16 protein-coding genes are annotated in these 17,395 nt (G+C 70.3%); 2 read left to right on the top strand and 14 right to left on the bottom strand.

The genetic code is table 11. From position 1 onward, the window contains the following. The 4 genes from VB059_RS14565 to rimP form a co-directional block, all read right to left on the bottom strand. The coding region (locus VB059_RS14565) for a translation initiation factor IF-2 N-terminal domain-containing protein (RefSeq protein WP_416339552.1) at positions 1–566 on the bottom strand (566 nt) is incomplete at its 3' end. A gap of 137 nt (positions 567–703) precedes the next feature. Beyond that, positions 704–988 carry a YlxR family protein gene (locus VB059_RS11610; protein ID WP_323422188.1) on the bottom strand — a complete coding sequence of 95 codons (285 nt, stop codon included), beginning with the start codon at positions 986–988 and terminating at the stop codon, positions 704–706. A gap of 204 nt (positions 989–1,192) precedes the next feature. Continuing rightward, positions 1,193–2,170 (bottom strand): transcription termination factor NusA, encoded by a 978-nt coding sequence (gene nusA / locus VB059_RS11605; protein ID WP_323422182.1) that lies wholly within the window; start codon positions 2,168–2,170, stop codon positions 1,193–1,195. Positions 2,171–2,172: 2 nt separating this feature from the next. Continuing rightward, the gene (rimP, locus tag VB059_RS11600; RefSeq protein WP_323422181.1) at positions 2,173–2,679 is read right to left on the bottom strand and encodes a ribosome maturation factor RimP; all 507 of its coding nucleotides are present in this window, start codon (positions 2,677–2,679) and stop codon (positions 2,173–2,175) included. Positions 2,680–2,859: 180 nt separating this feature from the next. Between rimP and VB059_RS11595 the strand changes: the two genes are divergently transcribed. Beyond that, positions 2,860–3,747, top strand: coding sequence for a DUF4439 domain-containing protein (locus VB059_RS11595; RefSeq protein ID WP_323422180.1), 888 nt, complete (start codon positions 2,860–2,862; stop codon positions 3,745–3,747). A 19-nt stretch (positions 3,748–3,766) separates the two neighbouring features. Here the strand turns inward: VB059_RS11595 and VB059_RS11590 are convergent, their stop codons facing one another. From VB059_RS11590 to VB059_RS11565, 6 genes are all read right to left on the bottom strand, one after another. Further along, the gene (locus VB059_RS11590) at positions 3,767–4,537 is read right to left on the bottom strand and encodes a sulfite exporter TauE/SafE family protein (protein ID WP_416339553.1); all 771 of its coding nucleotides are present in this window, start codon (positions 4,535–4,537) and stop codon (positions 3,767–3,769) included. 27 nt (positions 4,538–4,564) lie between these two features. Next, positions 4,565–6,310, bottom strand: a complete 1,746-nt coding sequence (locus VB059_RS11585) for a proline--tRNA ligase (protein ID WP_323422187.1) — start codon at positions 6,308–6,310, stop codon at positions 4,565–4,567. Positions 6,311–6,375: 65 nt separating this feature from the next. Next, positions 6,376–7,572: a CapA family protein gene (locus VB059_RS11580; RefSeq protein ID WP_323422178.1), complete on the bottom strand. Its 1,197-nt coding sequence runs from the start codon at positions 7,570–7,572 to the stop codon at positions 6,376–6,378. A 73-nt stretch (positions 7,573–7,645) separates the two neighbouring features. After that, positions 7,646–8,518, bottom strand: coding sequence for a GNAT family N-acetyltransferase (locus VB059_RS11575; RefSeq protein WP_323422177.1), 873 nt, complete (start codon positions 8,516–8,518; stop codon positions 7,646–7,648). A gap of 19 nt (positions 8,519–8,537) precedes the next feature. Beyond that, positions 8,538–9,701, bottom strand: a complete 1,164-nt coding sequence (ispG, locus tag VB059_RS11570) for a flavodoxin-dependent (E)-4-hydroxy-3-methylbut-2-enyl-diphosphate synthase (protein ID WP_323422176.1) — start codon at positions 9,699–9,701, stop codon at positions 8,538–8,540. 161 nt (positions 9,702–9,862) lie between these two features. Continuing rightward, entirely contained in the window at positions 9,863–11,242 is a 1,380-nt protein-coding gene (locus VB059_RS11565) for an MFS transporter (RefSeq protein ID WP_323422175.1), read from the bottom strand. Positions 11,243–11,489: 247 nt separating this feature from the next. Here VB059_RS11565 and VB059_RS11560 point away from each other — a divergent pair, with 247 nt between their 5' ends. Then, entirely contained in the window at positions 11,490–12,974 is a 1,485-nt protein-coding gene (locus VB059_RS11560) for an NAD-dependent succinate-semialdehyde dehydrogenase (protein WP_323422174.1), read from the top strand. A gap of 61 nt (positions 12,975–13,035) precedes the next feature. Here VB059_RS11560 and VB059_RS11555 read toward each other — a convergent pair whose 3' ends face one another. Genes VB059_RS11555 through hpaE form a run of 4 tightly spaced genes read right to left on the bottom strand, consistent with a single transcriptional unit; the run spans position 13,036 to position 17,297 of the window. After that, the gene (locus tag VB059_RS11555; RefSeq protein ID WP_323422173.1) at positions 13,036–13,818 is read right to left on the bottom strand and encodes an HpcH/HpaI aldolase/citrate lyase family protein; all 783 of its coding nucleotides are present in this window, start codon (positions 13,816–13,818) and stop codon (positions 13,036–13,038) included. Then, on the bottom strand, positions 13,803–14,588 hold the full coding sequence (gene hpaH, locus VB059_RS11550; RefSeq protein ID WP_323422172.1) for a 2-oxo-hept-4-ene-1,7-dioate hydratase: 786 nt from the start codon (positions 14,586–14,588) through the stop codon (positions 13,803–13,805). Before hpaH ends, VB059_RS11555 begins: the two co-directional genes overlap by 16 nt. A gap of 15 nt (positions 14,589–14,603) precedes the next feature. After that, entirely contained in the window at positions 14,604–15,758 is a 1,155-nt protein-coding gene (hpaD, locus tag VB059_RS11545) for a 3,4-dihydroxyphenylacetate 2,3-dioxygenase (RefSeq protein WP_323422171.1), read from the bottom strand. 27 nt (positions 15,759–15,785) lie between these two features. Continuing rightward, positions 15,786–17,297: a 5-carboxymethyl-2-hydroxymuconate semialdehyde dehydrogenase gene (gene hpaE, locus VB059_RS11540; RefSeq protein ID WP_323422170.1), complete on the bottom strand. Its 1,512-nt coding sequence runs from the start codon at positions 17,295–17,297 to the stop codon at positions 15,786–15,788. Between the last annotated feature and the right edge of the window lie 98 nt (positions 17,298–17,395).

The raw sequence follows: 17,395 nt of genomic DNA, 5'->3' as shown, positions 1-17,395 counted from the left end.
GCCGCGGGGCGCGGACCGGGACGGGCGCCCGGCTTCGGGGCGCCGGGGACACCGGGACGCTGGCCGGCACCGCCGGGGCGAGGGCCGGTGGGACGCGGGCCGGGAGCGGCCGGACGCGCTGCCGGAGCACCGGCCGCGGGGCGCGGAGCAGCGGGTCGCGGTGCCTGGCGCGCGGTGGACTCGCCACCGGCCGCGGGACGCGGCCCGGGACGGGCGCCGCTCTGCGGGTGCGGATGGGCTGCGGGGGCCTCGGGGCGCGCCGGGCGCGGCGTCTGGGCCTCGGGCGGGACCGGACGCGCGTGCTGCTCCGGTGCGGCGGCGGGTCGCTCGGCAGCCGGGGCCGCCGGACGGGGTGCCGCGGGACGCGGCGCCGGCCGAGGGGCCGGCTTGGGTGCGGGGGCCGCGGACGAACCGCCCATCTTCTCCTTCAGTCGTCGAACCACGGGCGCCTCGATGGTCGACGACGCCGACCGGACGAACTCACCCATGTCGTTCAGGGTCTTCAGGACTTCCTTGCTCTCGACTCCGAGCTCCTTCGCGAGCTCGTAGACTCGGACCTTTGCCACTGCTCTCCTCTGCGGTCCGGTCAGTCGAGCCGGACCAGCTAGTTGTCGTGCTTGCTCATTGATGAGTTCTCATCGAGTGGTCATGAGCGTTTGCCCACTTTCTGGTACCACCCGGTCGGTCGACCGGGTGTCGTCACTCACACAGTGCCGGGTGGCGCGTGTCGACCCTCGGATGCGAGGGTGGCCAGCAGGGCGGCCACCTGGTCACCGTCGACGTGGGGAACCCGGAGGGCTCGTCCCACGGCGCGGCGCCGCATCGCCAGGTCACAACAGCGGGGATCAGGGTGCACCCAGGCACCTCGACCCTGCGCGGTCCCGTTCGGGTCGAGGGCAACACATGCTGCCGTACGATCCCAGACGAGGCGCACCAGTCCGGACTTGGCGGTCCGTCCACGACATCCGACACACGTACGCTCGGGCACATGTGAGGACAGAGGACGGACCACCGTCAGAGTTTAGCGGACAATCGGCGCCCGGACGAATCCGGGACGCGGCAGGCATGATCGGTCCCGACGATCACCCCACGCCCGCCCTGCCGTAGGACCGATCCGCGACCCGCCGCACGATCGGTCCGGGCGACCGGTCCGGGCGACCGACGCGGCGGGTGTTCCGTCGCGAGCCGACGGTCAGTGCGCCGGGGCCTCGTTGTCCGGGTGGATGTCGATCCGCCAGCCGGTCAGCCGGGCGGCGAGCCGCGCGTTCTGCCCCTCACGCCCGATCGCCAGGGAGAGCTGGTAGTCGGGGACGACCACGCGCGCGGCGCGGGCAGCCGGGTCCACGACGGTGACCGAGGCGACCTTGGCCGGTGAGAGGGCGTTGCCGACGAAGACGGCCGGGTCCTCCGACCAGTCGATGATGTCGATCTTCTCCTCGTTCAGCTCGTGCATCACCGCGCGGACCCGCTGGCCCATCGGACCGATGCAGGCACCCTTGGCGGAGATGTCGGGGCGCTTGGACTGGACGGCGATCTTGGTCCGGTGGCCGGCCTCGCGAGCCAGCGCCTTGATCTCCACGACGCCCTGCTCGATCTCGGGCACCTCGCGCTCGAAGAGCTTCTGCACCAGGCCCGGGTGCGTACGCGACACGACGACCTGGGGGCCGCGCACCTCCTTGCGGACGGCGACGACGTACACCCGCAGCCGGGTGCCGTGCCGGTACTCCTCGCCGGACACCTGCTCGGCCGGCGGCATGATCGCCTCGATGTCCCCGAGGTCGACCCGTACGACACGGTTGTCCCGGTCCTGCTGGACCGTGCCCATCACCACGTCCCCCTCGATGGCGGAGAAGGTGCCGTACTTCTTCTCGTCCTCGGCGTCACGGATCCGCTGGAGGATCACCTGGCGGGCCGTCGCCGCCGCGATCCGGCCGAACCCGGCGGGGGTGTCGTCGTACTCGCCGACGACCGTGCCCTCCTCGTCCTTCTCCGGGGCGATGACGGCAACCTTGCCGGACTTGCGGTCCAGGACGACCCGGGCGCCGGGCACCGGATCGTCGGTCTTGTGGTAGGCGGTCAGCAGCGCCTCCTCGAGCGCGGAGACCAGCACCTCCAGCGGGATCTCCTTGTCGTGTTCGATCGCCCGCAGTGCAGCCATGTCGACGTCCATGATCAGTCCTCTTCCTTGTCCTGGCGCTTCATCTCGACCTGGACCCGCGCCTTGGTGATGTCGGCGTACGCGCACCGTCGCTCGACCGCGGTGCCCTTGCCCGGGCGGGGGTCCTCCGGCTCGATCAGCAGATCGACACCTTCGTCGTCACTCGCCACGATCCGGCCCTGGAAGGTCTCCCCCGCTGTGGTGGTGATCCGCACCAGGTGGCCGGCGTTGCGCCGCCAGTGCCGCGGCAGGGTGAGCGGGCGGTTGACGCCGCGCGAGGAGACCTCGAGGGTGTAGGCACCGGCGCCGGTCGCAGCGGACTCGTCCAGCGCCTCGGACAGGTCCCGGGAGGCCTCGGCGATGTCGTCGATCAGCGGACCATGCCCCTCGGGCCCGTCGCCGTCGACCGTGACGCGCAGCAGGACGCGCTTCCCGGCGGGGATGATGTCCAGCGCGTCCAGCTCGAGCCCATGGCGGGCGAGCACCGGTTCGATGACCTCGATGAGTTGCCGTTCGTTCATGGTGCTCCTTGATCCGATTGTGTGGATGCGGTTGTGTCAGCGACGTGGTCGCCGTCGGTCATGCCCGGATGCCGCCGAGGTCCGCCTCGGCCGGGTCCCCGGCTCCCGAACAGGCTCGCCGGCCCGATGCACCCGCGCGATCCGTGCAGGCAAGCATACCTGTGCGCTAGCGTTCGGCCTGTGCTGACCCGTCGCGGAATCCTGCTGGCCGCCCTCGGTGGCGTGCTGTCCGGAGTCACCGGGTGCACCCGGCGCGACCCCACCGTCATCGGCCGGCCGAGCGCTGTCCCGTCCCTGTCCGGCGCTCCGAGCGCCGTGGCGGGAGCCCCGTACGCGTCGCTGGCGGCGGGCCTCGCCGCGGCGATACGGGGTGGTGCGGCCGGGACCGACCGGCTGGGCGGCTTCAAGGATCGCGCCGCCGCGGCATTCGACGCCCACGCCGCGTTCTTCGCCGCCGGCACCACCGCTGCCGCGCCGGGCGGGAGCCTGTCCGAGGCGGCCGGATCGGCGGCGACCACCTTCCTGGCCGCTCCGGCCCGCGGCACCAGCGCCGCCCGGCTCGCCGCGGCGGGGGCGTACGCCGCAGCGGTCGCGTCGCTGGCCGGCGCCCGTTCCCCGCGCACGCCGGCCGAAGCGCCGTCCGCGGACACGATCGCCGCCCTCGGCGATGCGGAGGCGATGACGGCCCTGGTGGTCCAGCTGCACGCCGCGCTGTTCGCCATCGAGGCGGCCATCGCCCAGCTGTCCGGCGAGGATGCGGCCTGGGCCAGGGTGCTGCTCGACGGCCACCGCGCGGCCCGCGACGGACTCGCCGCCGAGCTGGGGCGCCGCTCATTGCGGGTCCCGGCGGCACAGGTGGCGTACGACATCGGCCGCCCCACCGACACCGCCGGTGCGGTGGCCCTGCTGGCCCGGGTCGAGACGGCGGTGCTGCCCGACGCCTGCCGGGTCACCAGGGCGGCCACCGACGAGACGGTCCGGCGGCTCGGCGCCTCGGCCCTGGAGGACGCGGCCGTGGCGGTGGCCCGGTCCGGCGGCGGCCTGCCGGTGTGGCCGGGCTGGGCCTGACCGACAGCTGTCCCACCGGTCAGCGCAGCTGCAGCACCACGTCGTACGACAGCCGGACCACCAGGACGGCGACCACGATGAGCAACACCTTGCGGATGAAGCCGTTGCCGCGGTTGAGGGCCATCCGGGCGCCGGTCACTCCGCCGGTGACGTTCGCCGCGGCCATCATCAGGCCCAGCGCCCAGTTGACGTGCGGGGCGAGGGTGATGATCGCGGCCAGGTTGGTCGCGACGTTGGCGAGCTTGGCCCGGGCGCTGGCGGCGAGGAAGCCGTGGCCCAGCACCCCGACGATGAGGATCATGAAGAAGGTGCCGGTGCCCGGCCCCAGGAACCCGTCGTAGACCCCGACGCCCAGCCCGATGGCCGCCGACCGGACGCCCAGCCCGGTGCCGGTGTGGCGCAGGTGCGTCTCGATCCCGAACTGCGGGCGACGCCACAGGTAGCCGCCGACCACGACCAGGGCCACCAGCACGAACGGGGTGAACCACTGCTTCGGCAGGAAGGTCACCAGCCGCGCCCCGATGGCCGACCCGGTCGCCGCTCCCGCCATCAGTGGCAGGGTGTCGCGCCAGTCGACCCGGATCTTGCGCAGGTACGTCGCGGTGGCGGTGCTGGTGCCGGCGAAGGAGGAGATCTTGTTCGTGCCCGAGATGGTCGCGACCGGGGTGTCGGCGGGCAGCCCGAGCAACAGCGCGGGCAACTGGATCAGCCCGCCACCCCCCACGATGGCGTCGACCCAGCCCGCCACGAAGGCGACACCGACCAGCCCGGCGACGATCCAGGGGGAGATCCCCGCCAGCGACTCGAACACGCCGGGTCAGCCGCGGACCGCCGCGACGACCCGGTCCACCGCCTCGGCGAGGGGCACGTTCTCGGCGGTGCCGGAGGCACGGTCGCGCAGTTCCACCAGGCCGTCGGCGAGGCCGCGGCCGACGACGACGGTGGTCGGCATCCCGAGCAGCTCGGCATCGGCGAACTTCACCCCCGGGGACGCCTTGCGGTCGTCGAGCAGCACGGCGATCCCGGCGGCGTCGAGGTCGCCGGCGAGCTCGGCCGCGCAGGCGGCGATCTCGGCGCTCTTGCCGGTGGCGACGACCTGCACATCGTACGGCGCCAGCGCCCGCGGCCAGCACAGGCCCTTGTCGTCGCAGGTGTTCTCGGCGACCGCCGCGACGGCCCGGGAGACCCCCACGCCGTACGAACCCATCGTCACCGTGACCTGCTTGCCGTTCTGGTCGAGCACCTTGAGCCCCAGGGCCTCGGCGTACTTGCGGCCGAGCTGGAAGATGTGGCCCATCTCGATGCCGCGCGCGAGCTGCAGCGGCCCGGAGCCGTCGGGCGACGGGTCACCCGCGCGGATCTCGGCCACGTCGATCACCCCGTCGGAGGTGAAGTCGCGCCCGCAGACCAGGTCGAAGACGTGCTTCTGGTCGGCGTCCGCACCGGTGATCCAGCGGGTGCCGGGGACGACGCGGGGGTCGGTGAGGTACTTCACGCCGGAGGTGTTCTTCTCCCCCAGCACGCCGGGGCCGATGTAGCCCTTGACCAGGCTCGGGTACTTCGCGAAGTCCTCCTCGCCGAACGGCACGGCCACCCCGGGCTCGACCTGGGCCTCGAGGCGCTTCTCGTCGACCTCCCGGTCGCCGGGCAGGCCGATCGCCAGCGGCTCCTTGCTGCCGTCGGGGTACTCCAGCATGAAGACGACGTTCTTGAGCGTGTCCCCGCCGTTCCACGGCCGGTCGGCGCGGGGCTGCCGGTCGTCGGCGACCCGGATCAGGGCGTCGATGGTGGTCGACTGCGGGGTGTCCTCGACGTGCGCGGCCGGCAGATCCTCGTACGGCAGCGGGGCCGGGGAACCGATCCGGACCGCCTCGACGTTGGCCGCGTAGCCCCCCGGGGACCGGACGAAGGTGTCCTCACCGTTCTCGGCGACCGCGAGGAACTCCTCGGACGCCGAGCCACCCATCGCGCCGGACATCGCCTGGACGATGGCGTAGTCGAGCCCGAGCCGGTCGAAGATCCGGATGTAGGCGGCGCGGTGCTTGTCGTAGGCCGCCTGCAGGCCGTCGTCGTCGATGTCGAAGGAGTAGGAGTCCTTCATCACGAACTCGCGGCCACGCAGCAGGCCGGCCCGGGGCCGCGCCTCGTCGCGGTACTTGGTCTGGATCTGGTAGAGCACCAGCGGCAGGTCCTTGTACGAGGAGTACAGGTCCTTCACCAGCAGGGTGAACATCTCCTCGTGGGTCGGCCCGAGCAGCATGTCATTGCCCTTGCGGTCCTTGAGCCGGAACAGGTTGGGGCCGTACTCGACCCACCGGTCGGTCAGCTCGTACGGTTCGCGCGGCAGCAGCGCCGGGAAGTGCACCTCCTGGGCGCCGATGGCGTCCATCTCCTCGCGGACGATGTCCTCGACCTTGTGCAGCACCCGCAGCCCGAGCGGCAGCCAGGTGTAGATGCCCGGAGCGGCACGACGGATGTATCCGGCGCGCACCAGCCAGCGATGGCTGGGCACCTCGGCGTCCGCCGGGTCCTCGCGCAGGGTGCGGACGAACAGCTCGGACATCTTGGTGATCACAGAGGGCTCCCAGGGGTCGATGGACAGGCCGACTCTACCGCGCCGCAACGGGCTCAGCCGACGGTGATCCCCTCGGCGCCACGGGCACGAACGGTGCTCATCGTCCGGGTCAGGGCCCGCTCCAGAGTGGCCCGATCGACGCCGGCCGGGACCGGGGCGTCACCCGCCAGGGCGGCCGTGACATGCACCAGCCGGATCGGTCGCCCGGCCGCATACCGGGTGACGTAGGTCGGGATCGCGGTGGGATCGGTCGCCTCGAACCGTCCCGAGGCGGTCTCGGTGAAGGTGAACCGGGCGGTGATGCCCTCGAAGGTGGTGGGCTGGCTGGGCATCTGCTGGGCGATCTGGTTGCCGAGTCCGTAGACGACCCAGGTGCCGTCCACCTTCTCCCACGGCTGGACCGTGTGGACATGGTGGCCGTACACCAGGTCGATCACGCCGGAGTCGGCCAGTGCCCTGGCGTTGCGGATCTGGGTGGAGGTGGGGGCGGTGGTGTACTCGGTGCCGTCGTGCAGGGCGGCCAGGACGATGTCGGCGCCTGCGGCCCGGGCCGCCTTGGCCTTCGCGATCATCGCGTCGGTGTCGATCAGGTCGACCGCCCACCGGTGGTCCGCCGGCAGCTGCAGGCCGTTCAGGCCGTACGCCCCCTCGATCACGGCGACCCGCACCCCGGAGGCGGTCGTCCTGATCACCGGCGTACGGGCGTCCGCCTCCGTGGCGTACGCGCCGGTGGTGCTGATCCCGGCGTCGCGGAAGGCGCTGACGGTGCGCGCGATCCCGGCGGTGCCGGCGTCCAGCGAGTGGTTGCTGCCCAGGGTGCACAGGTCGTAGCCGGCCGTGGCGGCGCCGGCGGCGACCTGTGGTGGCGCGGCGAAGACCGGGTAGTTGCGGTAGGGCCCGCCGGCCGGACCGACCGGGACCTCCTCGTGACACACCGCCAGGTCGGCTGCGGTGATCACCGGGGTCATCGAGCCGAACATCGGTCCGAAGTCGTACTGGTCCGCGCCGGTCCGGCCCTCCGCGCGGGCATCCTCCTGGGCGGAGAACCAGGTGGTGTTGTGCCACAGCAGGTCGCCGGCGAGGACAACGGTGACGCTGCGCGGCGGCGCCGGCGACGGGGCCGGTGTGGCGCCCGCGGTGATCGCGGCCCCGGGGCCCGGCCCGGCCCCGGGGCGGACCGCCGAGCAGCCCGTCACGAGTGACCCGACGAGCAGGGTGGCGACGGCGGCCGCCGTTCTCCGACGACGCATGGTGACCTCGGCTCCCGGCGGGGCGCGCGGCACCGACGCCGTTGGTGGCAGCCCTGACCGGACGCAGAGCCTCTCAGTACAGGATGGTGGCGAACTCCCCGACCTGCTGCATCCCGGCACGCCGATAGGTCGCCAGGGCAGGAGCGTTGAAGTCGTTGACGTACAACGTCACGATCGGCCAGCGCCGACGGGCCTGCCGGATCACCGCGGCCATCGCCGGGGCCGCGATCCCCCGACCCCGCTGGTCGGGGGCGACCCATACCCCCTGCACCTGGCAGACGCTCGAGGTCGCCGAGCCGATGTCGGCCTTGAAGATCACCCGACCGCCCTCGACGATCGCGTACGACCGGCCCTGCTGGATCAGCGACCGGATGTAGACCCGGTAGGACACGTCCGACCCGCCGACGGCCGGCGACTGACCGACCTCCTCGGTGTACATCGCCACAGCAGCATCGGCGTACGGCTGCCACAGGTCGAGGGTCGCCGGCCGGACCCGGGGGTCCGCCGCGATCGAGGGCTCGTCGTCGATGAGCATCACCGGCTGGTGGGCCCGGACGTCACGCGGCTCGGCCCACTCGGCGCCCCACTGGCGCACCAGCTCGTGGTGGAGCGTCATCGCCGCCTCGGCCGGGCCGATGATCGACGAGGCGATCCGGCGGTAGCCGGCGAACGCGGCGAACGCCGCACAGGCCCGGGCATCGGCGTTCACCGGCACCATGTTGGACCCGGCGTGCAGCATCGCCCGCAGCCGGCCGCCCTCCTCATAACCCCAGACCGGGCAGCCCAGGGTGACCCGGTCCAGCCCGCCGGTCCGGACCCGGGATCCGACGTACACGTTGTCCACCGGGTCACGCCGCAGCAGCGCCAGCGCAGCGGGCAGGTCGTCGGCGCCGAGCGTACGGACACCGAAGCTCGTGGAGGGTGAGGGTCGGACGGGTGCGGACACGGTGGCTCCCGGGGCTCGGTCAGCTGACGCTGACGACCGGAGACCCTTCGAGCTGCTCGTCGCCGGACCCGGTCCCGACCGACTCGGCGAGCCGATTGGCCTCCTCGATCAGGGTCTCGACGATCCGGTCCTCGGGGACGGTCTTGACGACCCGGCCGTGGACGAAGATCTGACCCTTGCCGTTGCCGGAGGCGACACCGAGGTCGGCCTCGCGGGCCTCACCGGGGCCGTTCACGACGCAGCCCATCACCGCCACGCGCAGCGGCACGGTCATCCCCTCCAGGCCCTTGGTGACCTCGTCGGCCAGGGTGTAGACGTCCACCTGGGCCCGTCCGCAGGACGGGCAGGAGACGATCTCCAGGTGCCGCGGCCGCATGCCCAGCGACTCGAGGATCTTGACGCCGACCTTGACCTCCTCGACCGGCGGGGCGGACAGGGACACCCGGATGGTGTCGCCGATGCCCTGGGCGAGCAGCGCGCCGAAGGCGACCGCGGACTTGACGGTGCCCTGGAAGGCGGGGCCGGCCTCGGTCACCCCGAGGTGCAGCGGGTAGTCGCACGCCTCGGCGAGCAGCTGATAGGCCCTGATCATCACCACGGGGTCATGGTGCTTGACCGAGATAGCGAAGTCACGGAAGCCGACGTCCTCGAACAGCCGGGCCTCCTGCATCGCCGACGCGACGAGGGCCTCGGGGGTCGCGGACCCGTACTTCTCCATGATCCGCTTGTCGAGCGAGCCGGCGTTGACACCGATCCGCAGCGGCACCTGCGCATCGGTGGCGGCCTTGGCGATCTCGGCGATCTTGTTGTCGAACTGCTTGATGTTGCCCGGGTTCACCCGGACCGCGGCACACCCGGCCTCGATCGCCTGGAACACGTAGCGCGGCTGGAAGTGGATGTCGGCGACGACCGGGATCTTGGACTTCTTGGCGATGATGTGCAGTACGTCGGCGTCGTCCTGGCTCGGAACGGCGACCCGGACGATGTCGCAGCCGGCGGCGGTCAGCTCGGCGATCTGCTGGAGGGTCCCATTGATGTCGGTGGTCTTCGTGGTGGTCATGGACTGCACCGAGACGGGAGCGTCGCCACCGACCTCCACCGAGCCCACCCGCAGCTTGCGCGTGACGTGGCGCGGAGCGAGCTGGATCGGGGCGGGTGCGGGCATTCCGAGACTTGTTGCCATGCGACAAGAGTAGGACACCTGTCTGAGCCCGCCCCACCTGGAGCGTGCTGCACCCGAGGCAAAGAAGCAGGGACCGATCGGATCGGCAGGAGCGACGGACCAAGGGGTGCCCGCCCCGTCTTCACCGGACGGGCACCCATGCCGTGGAGCCAAGTGGAGGATCAGCCCTTCGCCGATGCGGACAAGCGGGCGATCTCACGGGCACCGGGGATGTCCATCGCGCCGTGGTCGATCGGCTGACCTGTACGGTCCTTCACCGTGAAGGTCACCACCAGGGCGATCAGCGTGACGACGAACAGGTAGACGGGCACCGACATGACCGTGTGCGTGCTGTCGGTGAGCGCCTGGGCGATCATCGGCGCAAAAGCACCACCGAGGATCGAGCCCAGCGCGTACGAGATCGACGCACCCGAGTAGCGGATCGAAGCCGGGAACATCTCGGCGAACAGCGCCGCCTGCGGGCCGTACGTCAGGCCCAGCGGGACGGTGAGCAGGACCATCGCGACCGCCACCCAGACCAGCTGGCCGGTCTGCACGAGCAGGAACATCGGGAAGACCCACAGCAGCTGGGCGACGTAGCCCACTCGATAGGTACGGATGCGGGTGAACCGGTCCGACAGACTGCCCGCGAGGAAGGTCGTGACGATCCAGCAGGCGGATGCCAACGTCACCAGGTTCAGGATCGCAGGCTTCGGCATCCCGAGGTGGGTCGTGGTGTAGGCGAGGAGGAATCCGCCGGTCACCATGTAGCCTGCCACGCCGTTGCCCATGAACATCAGGGCGGCCTGGGCGACCTGCTTGCCGGTGAAGCGGAACACCTGGCCGAGCGGCATCTTCACCTCGTCGGGGTGCTCATTGAGCTCCTTGAAGACCGGGGACTCGGTGACGCCGAGCCGGATCCACATGCCGATGATGATGAGCACGGCGGATGCCAGGAACGGGATGCGCCAGCCCCACGTCTTGAACTGCGCATCGGTCAGCAGGACCGACAGCATGGCGAGGAAGCCGGTGGCGATCAGCATGCCCACCGGGACGCCGATCTGCGGGAAGGCGCCGAACTTGCCACGCTTGCTCGCCGGTGCGTGCTCGACGGCCATCAATGCCGCACCGCCCCACTCGCCGCCGGCGGAAAAGCCCTGGACGATCCGGAGCACGATGAGCAGGACCGGGGCCCACAGGCCGATGGTCTGGGCGGTCGGCAGGACGCCGATGAGCGCCGTGGCGCCGCCCATCAGCAGCAGGGTGATCACCAGCATCGCCTTGCGCCCGACCCGGTCGCCGTAGTGGCCGGCGACGGCGGCACCCAACGGCCGGAAGAGGAAGCTGATGCCGACCGTGGCGAAGGACAGGATGAGCTGCATGTTGTCGGGCACCGCGGAGAAGAACTGCTTGCCGAAGATCAGGGCCGCGGCATTGGCGTAGATGAAGTAGTCGTACCACTCGATGGAGGTGCCGACCAGGGTCGCCATGGCGACCCGTCGATCCTGGGGACGGTGCTCGTCGAGGACGAGGGAGTGGCTACTCACATTGGCCTGGGTCATCTCGATGACTCCTTTGTCGAGGGAGGGACAGGACAGACGCTCAAGAGGGTGGTGGAGGGGACGGGGTGGACGACCACGATTGCCGGCCGGGCCGGCGACGATGCCGGCAGGACTCAGGGCCGATCCCTGGTCGGGCGGCCGATCCATTGCCCTGATATTCAGGATCGTATACGCTTACATATACAAGCACAACCCTCATTGTTCTCGAACACGACACTGTGGGCCCGCGCCCGACCGGAGGTTCCCGATGACGCAAACCACGGCAATGCTGCTGGACGACGTTCTTCCCGCCGACCTGCAACCTCGCCTGTTCATCAACGGCGAGTGGCGGGACGGCTCCCGTGGCACCGTGCCCGTCCACAACCCGGCGACCGGCCGGGTCATCGCCCAGGTGGCCGACGCCTCCGTCGCGGACGGCCTGGCCGCTCTCGGGGCGGCTGCGGATGCCGCAGCGGACTGGGCCGCCACTCCCCCACGACGCCGAGCCGAGATCCTGCGGCGGGCCTTCGATGCCGTGATCGCGCGCACCGAGGACTTCGCCCGGGTGATGACTCTGGAGATGGGCAAACCGCTCGCCGAGGCGCGCGGTGAGGTGGCCTACGGAGCCGAGTTCCTGCGCTGGTTCAGCGAGGAGGCACCGCGGATCCAGGGCTACTACCGGCCGTCCCCGGAGGGCACCTCGCGGCAGCTGGTGACCCGGCGACCTGTCGGACCCTCGCTCTTCATCACCCCGTGGAACTTCCCGCTGGCGATGGCGACGCGCAAGATCGCGCCGGCGCTGGCGGCCGGCTGCACCATCGTGCTGCGACCGGCGATCCTCACCCCGTTGACCTCCCTCCTGTTGGCGCAGGTGCTGGCCGACGCCGGCGTGCCGGACGGGGTCGTCAATGTCGTCACCTCGGCGCTCCATGACGTCTCCGACGCGATGATCGCCGACCCGCGGCTCCGGAAGCTCTCGTTCACCGGGTCCACCCCGGTCGGCAAACTGCTGCTGCAGCAGGCGAGCCGGAACGTGCTGCGCTGCTCGATGGAACTCGGCGGAAACGCGCCACTGCTCGTCTTCGAGGACGCGGATCTGGACCTCGCGGTGGACGGCGCTTTCGCCGCCAAGGTCCGCAACATGGGTGAGGCCTGCACCGCCGCCAATCGTTTCCTCGTGCACGAGTCTGTCGCCAAGGACTTCACTGCCCGCCTGGCGTCGCGTTTCGCGGCCCTGACGGTCGGTGACGGCCTGGCGGACGGGACCCAGATCGGGCCGATGATCACCGAGCAGGCCCGTACGAAGATGCAGGACCTGGTCGATGGCGCAGTCTCCCAGGGCGCCTCGGTCGCCACCGGCGGCACCGTCGTCGACGCGCCGGGATGGTTCTTCCGACCGACGGTGCTCCGTGACGTCCCGACCGACGCCGACATCCTCGGGGAGGAGATCTTCGGCCCGGTGGCCCCCGTCGTCACCTTCCGCACCGAGGAGGAGGCCGTGGCGCTCGCCAACCGGGTCGACGTCGGGTTGGCCGGCTACATCTTCACCCGGGACATGGACCGTGTTCTTCGCCTCAGCGAGCGACTGGAGGTCGGCATGATCGGGGTGAACCAGGGTGTGATCAGCAATGCCGCTGCACCGTTCGGCGGCGTCAAGCAGTCCGGGCTCGGGCGTGAGGGCAGCCACGAGGGCATCGAGGAGTTCCTCGAGACCGTCTACGTCGCCCTTCCCGATCCCTGGGCGAGCCACTGATCTGATCCACCGCGGACGTACGAAAGGCCCGGCCGAGGGCCGGGCCTTTCGTACGTCCCTCTCAGCTGTCGGCGCCGATGAAGCGCTCAGCGAGTCCCTCCGAAGCACGGGCGACCAGGGCCACGTCGGCGCCCACCAGGATGAACCGCGCGCCGTTCGCGGCGTAGTCGCGTGCGGCATCGGGGTCGAAGGCGTTGACCCCCACCGGCTTCCCGGCCGCGGTCACCGCGGCGAAGGCCTGCTTCACCGCTGCGACGACGTCCGGGTGGACCTGCTGGCCCAGCAGCCCCATCGCCGCGGCCAGGTCACTGGGGCCGACGAAGACACCGTCGATCCCCGGAGTCGCGGCGATCGCCTCGGCGTTCTCCACGCCCTCCGGCGTCTCGATCTGGACGAAGACGGACACATGGTCCGCACCGTTGTGCAGGTACTGGTCCACCCGGTTCCAGCGAGCCGACCGGGCCAGCGCACTGCCGACCCCGCGACGCCCGTACGGAGGGTACTGGGCGGCCTGCGCCACGACCTCCGCCTCCTGCGGGGTCGACACCATCGGGACCAGGATGTTCTGGGCACCGAGATCGAGGACCTGCTTGATCACCGTGGGGTCCCCGACCGGTACCCGCACGACAGGCGTCGTCGGATAGGCGGAAACAGCGTAGAGCTGGCCGAGGATCGACTCGAGCCCATTGGGCGCGTGCTCCATGTCGATGAGCAGCCAGTCCAGCCCCGCCCCGGCCATGATCTCGGCGATGACGGGCGAGCCCGAGCACACCCAGCCACCGACGAGCGTCCGGTCCGACGCGGCCAGCCGGTCGCGGAGCGTGGGATCTAGACGAAGTGGCATGAGATCGTCCCCATCGGTCCGTAGTCGGCGAGCACGGTGTCGCCCTTCTCCACCCACATCGGACGGGTGAAGGACCCGGCCAGGATGATCTCGCCCGCCTCCAGGCGGTCCCCGTGCTGGGCGATCTTGTCGGCGAGCCAGGCGACCCCCATGGCGGGGTGGTTGAGCACCGCGGCGGCGACGCCCGATTCCTCGATCGTCTGGTTGCGATAGAGCAGGGCCGAAATCCAGCGCAGGTCGACCGCATGCGGATCGGTCGGGTTCCCCCCGTACACCATGGCCCCCATCGCGGCATTGTCGCTGATCGTGTCGACGATGGTGCGCCCCGGCATCTCGATCCGGCTCGACAGGATCTCCAGCGCCGGCACCACATACTCGGTCGCGCGCAGCACGTCGAAGACCGTTGCACCGGGCCCGTCGAGGGCCTCGCCGAGGACGAAGGCCAGCTCGACCTCGATCCGTACGTTCGAGAAACGGTTGTGCTCGATCACCGATCCGTTCTCGAACACCATGTCGTCGAAGATGGCCCCGTAGTCGGGTTCGTCGATGCCGGTCGCGGCCTGCATGACCTTGGAGGTCAGTCCGATCTTCCGGCCGACCGGACGACGGCCGTTCTCGATCCCTCGGCGTCGCCATTCGTTCTGCACGGCATACGAGTCCTCGACGGTCATCCCCGGGTGGCGGGTGGTGAGGAGCGGCACCATGGTGCGGTCCCGCTCGGCGGCGGCGAGTTCGTCCGCGATGGTGCGGATCTCTTCCTGCGAAAGCATGGGTTCTCCTCGGGATCAGAGCTGGTGGCCGAGCTTGAACTCACCCTGTTTCCAGGACGGCATCTCGTCCTCGTCGCCCTTGCGGGTGTAGGAGAATCCGTCCGCCCCGACGGTGACGTCCATCTCGCGGGCGGCTTCGCGGGCGACGATCGGCTGCGGGTTGCCGTCGAGATCGAGCACCGGGGTGGCCTCGGCGTACCAGCTCGACACGACCGGGTTGCCCCAGAAGTCGCGTCGCTGGTTGTCGTGCACGTCCCAGGTGACGACCGGGTTGTCCGGGTCGCCGGTGTAGTAGTCCTGGGTGTAGATCTCGATGCGGTGGCCGTCCGGATCACGCAGGTAGAGGTAGAAGGCGTTGGACACACCGTGCCGGCCCGGACCACGCTCGATCACGTCGGACATCCGCAGCGCGCCCAGCTTGTCGCACAACGCCAGCACATTGTGCTTCTCGTGCGTGGCGAAGGCGAGGTGGTGCAGGGCCGGGCCGTCGCCGCCGGTCAGGGCGGTGTCGTGCACCGTCGCCTTGCGGTGCATCCAGGCCGCGTACACCGTGCCCTTGTCGTCCTGGATGTCCTCGGTGCTGCGGAAGCCGAGGTCCGACAGGTACCGAACGGCCCGCGGCACGTCCGGGGTGACCTGGTTGAAGTGATCCAACCGGATGAGCGGGGAAGCGCCCTGCAGGTCGTAGGCCCAGGCGAGGCGCTCGACATGCTCGGTCTCGAAGAAGAACTCGTACGGGAAGCCGAGTGGGTCCTCGACCCGCACTGCGTCACCGATGCCCTTGACGAACCCTTCCCGGCGCCGCTCGACGCGGCAGCCGAGCTCGCGGTAGTACGCCTCGGCCCGGTCGACGTCCGCGGCGCTGCGCACCCGGAAGGCGAACACCACACCCGCCGCCACCGGCCCCTGGCGCAGCACCAGGTTGTGGTGGATGAACTCCTCGTAGGTGCGCAGGTAGACGGCGTGGTCGTCCTCCTCCGTCACGTACATGCCCAGGACATCCACGTAGAAGTCCCGCGACCGCTGGAGGTCGGTGACCTGCAGTTCGAGGTAGGCGCACCGCAGGATGTCCGGCGGCGGGCAGGACGGTGTCGGGACGGCGTCCAGGGTGCGGATCGGGTCGGTGTCGGTGACGACGGGTTCCGGTGAACCTGACGAGATAACGGGCATATCGGGCCTCCTTGCGCGATGAACGGATCAGTTCTTGCCGAAGACGGGGTTGTGGACCTCCCCGAGGTTGATGTGCACGGCCTGCTGGTCGGTGTAGAAATCGATCGAGCGGTAGCCCCCCTCGTGGCCAAGGCCGGACGCCTTCACCCCACCGAAGGGCGTCCGCAGGTCACGAACGTTGTTCGAGTTGAGCCAGACCATGCCTGCCTCGACGTTCTGCGCGAAGTTGTGGGCGCGCTTGAGGTCGTTGGTCCACACGTACGCGGCGAGACCGTAGCGGGTGTCGTTGGCGAGGCTGAGGGCCTCCTCGTCGGTGTCGAACGGGGTGATCGCCACCACGGGGCCGAAGATCTCCTCCTGGAAGATCCGGGCGCCCGGCTTGACGTCGGCGAAGACCGTCGGAGCGACGAAGTTGCCGAACTCGAAGCCCTCGGGCCTGCCGCCACCGGCCACCAGGCGGCCCTCGCTCCTGCCGATCTCGACGTAGCTCATCACCTTGGCGAAGTGCTCCGGGTGGACCAGGGCGCCGACCTCGGTCTGCGGGTCGTGCGGGTAGCCGACCCTGACCCGCTTGGCCTGGGCGGCGTAGCGCTCGACGAACTCGTCGTACACCGCGCGCTGGACCAGGATCCGGCTGCCAGCGGTGCATCGCTCGCCATTAAGCGAGAACACACCGAAGATCGTCGCGTTGATGGCAGCATCGAGGTCCGCATCGGCGAACACGATGGCAGGGGACTTGCCACCGAGCTCCATCGACAGACCCTTGAGGTACGGCGCGGCATTGCCGAAGATGATCTGCCCGGTACGGGACTCGCCGGTGAACGAGATCAGCGGGACCTCGGGATGCTTCACGAGGGCGTCACCCGCGTGCTCGCCCAAGCCGTTGACGAGGTTGAAGACCCCCCGGGGCAGCCCCGCCTCCTCGAAGATCCCCGCCCAGAGCGATGCGGACAGCGGGGTGAACTCGGCCGGCTTCAGGACGACGGTGTTGCCCGTGGCGAGGGCGGGGGCGAGCTTCCAGCTCTCCAGCATGAACGGCGTGTTCCACGGCGTGATCAGGCCCGCCACGCCGATCGGCTTGCGGTTGACGTAGTTCACCTGCCGTCCGGGCACCTTGTAGGTGTCGTCACGCTGCGCCACGATCAGGTCCGCGAAGAAGCGGAAGTTCTCCGCCGCTCGGCGGGCCTGCCCGAGGGCCTGGGTGATGGGCAGACCCGAGTCGAACGACTCGAGCTCCGCCAGACGCTGGTCGCGGGCCTCGACGAGGTCGGCGATGCGGTGCAGGATGCGCGACCGCTCGCGGGGCAGCATCTTCGGCCACGGGCCGTCCACGAAGGCCCTGCGGGCCGCCTCGACCGCCCGATCGATGTCGGCCTTCTTGCCGGATGCGGCCTGCACGTAGGTCTCGTTCGACACGGGCTCGATCACGTCGAACGTATCCCTGTCCACGGAATCGACGAACTCACCGTCGATGTAGTGCTGGATACGTGCGGGCAGATCCGCCGGAACATGGCGCTGGTCGAGTGCGGTCGCGGTCATGGTACCTCCTCTTTGAGGGTCTTCTCTTCAATGGGATTCGTGGGGTGGTGAACATCGGACGGTCGGTGCCGAGAGCCGGCTGGTCCGCCGGATCCGTC

This window comes from Raineyella sp., from assembly GCF_034933565.1.
Lineage (GTDB): Bacteria > Actinomycetota > Actinomycetes > Propionibacteriales > Propionibacteriaceae > Raineyella.
The sequence above is the reverse complement of the archived record's forward strand: the minus strand, read 5'-3'. Positions and strand labels throughout refer to the sequence as shown.

What these genes read in the sequence shown, in the direction of transcription:
- nusA (WP_323422182.1), bottom strand. Translation starts at nt 2,170, where the DNA reads ATGGACGTCGACATGGCTGCACTGCGGGCGATCGAACACGACAAGGAG.
- rimP (WP_323422181.1), bottom strand. Translation starts at nt 2,679, where the DNA reads ATGAACGAACGGCAACTCATCGAGGTCATCGAACCGGTGCTCGCCCGC.
- VB059_RS11585 (WP_323422187.1), bottom strand. Translation starts at nt 6,310, where the DNA reads ATGTCCGAGCTGTTCGTCCGCACCCTGCGCGAGGACCCGGCGGACGCC.
- VB059_RS11580 (WP_323422178.1), bottom strand. Translation starts at nt 7,572, where the DNA reads ATGCGTCGTCGGAGAACGGCGGCCGCCGTCGCCACCCTGCTCGTCGGG.
- ispG (WP_323422176.1), bottom strand. Translation starts at nt 9,701, where the DNA reads ATGGCAACAAGTCTCGGAATGCCCGCACCCGCCCCGATCCAGCTCGCT.
- VB059_RS11565 (WP_323422175.1), bottom strand. Translation starts at nt 11,242, where the DNA reads ATGACCCAGGCCAATGTGAGTAGCCACTCCCTCGTCCTCGACGAGCAC.
- VB059_RS11560 (WP_323422174.1), top strand. Translation starts at nt 11,490, where the DNA reads ATGACGCAAACCACGGCAATGCTGCTGGACGACGTTCTTCCCGCCGAC.
- VB059_RS11555 (WP_323422173.1), bottom strand. Translation starts at nt 13,818, where the DNA reads ATGCCACTTCGTCTAGATCCCACGCTCCGCGACCGGCTGGCCGCGTCG.
- hpaH (WP_323422172.1), bottom strand. Translation starts at nt 14,588, where the DNA reads ATGCTTTCGCAGGAAGAGATCCGCACCATCGCGGACGAACTCGCCGCC.
- hpaD (WP_323422171.1), bottom strand. Translation starts at nt 15,758, where the DNA reads ATGCCCGTTATCTCGTCAGGTTCACCGGAACCCGTCGTCACCGACACC.
- hpaE (WP_323422170.1), bottom strand. Translation starts at nt 17,297, where the DNA reads ATGACCGCGACCGCACTCGACCAGCGCCATGTTCCGGCGGATCTGCCC.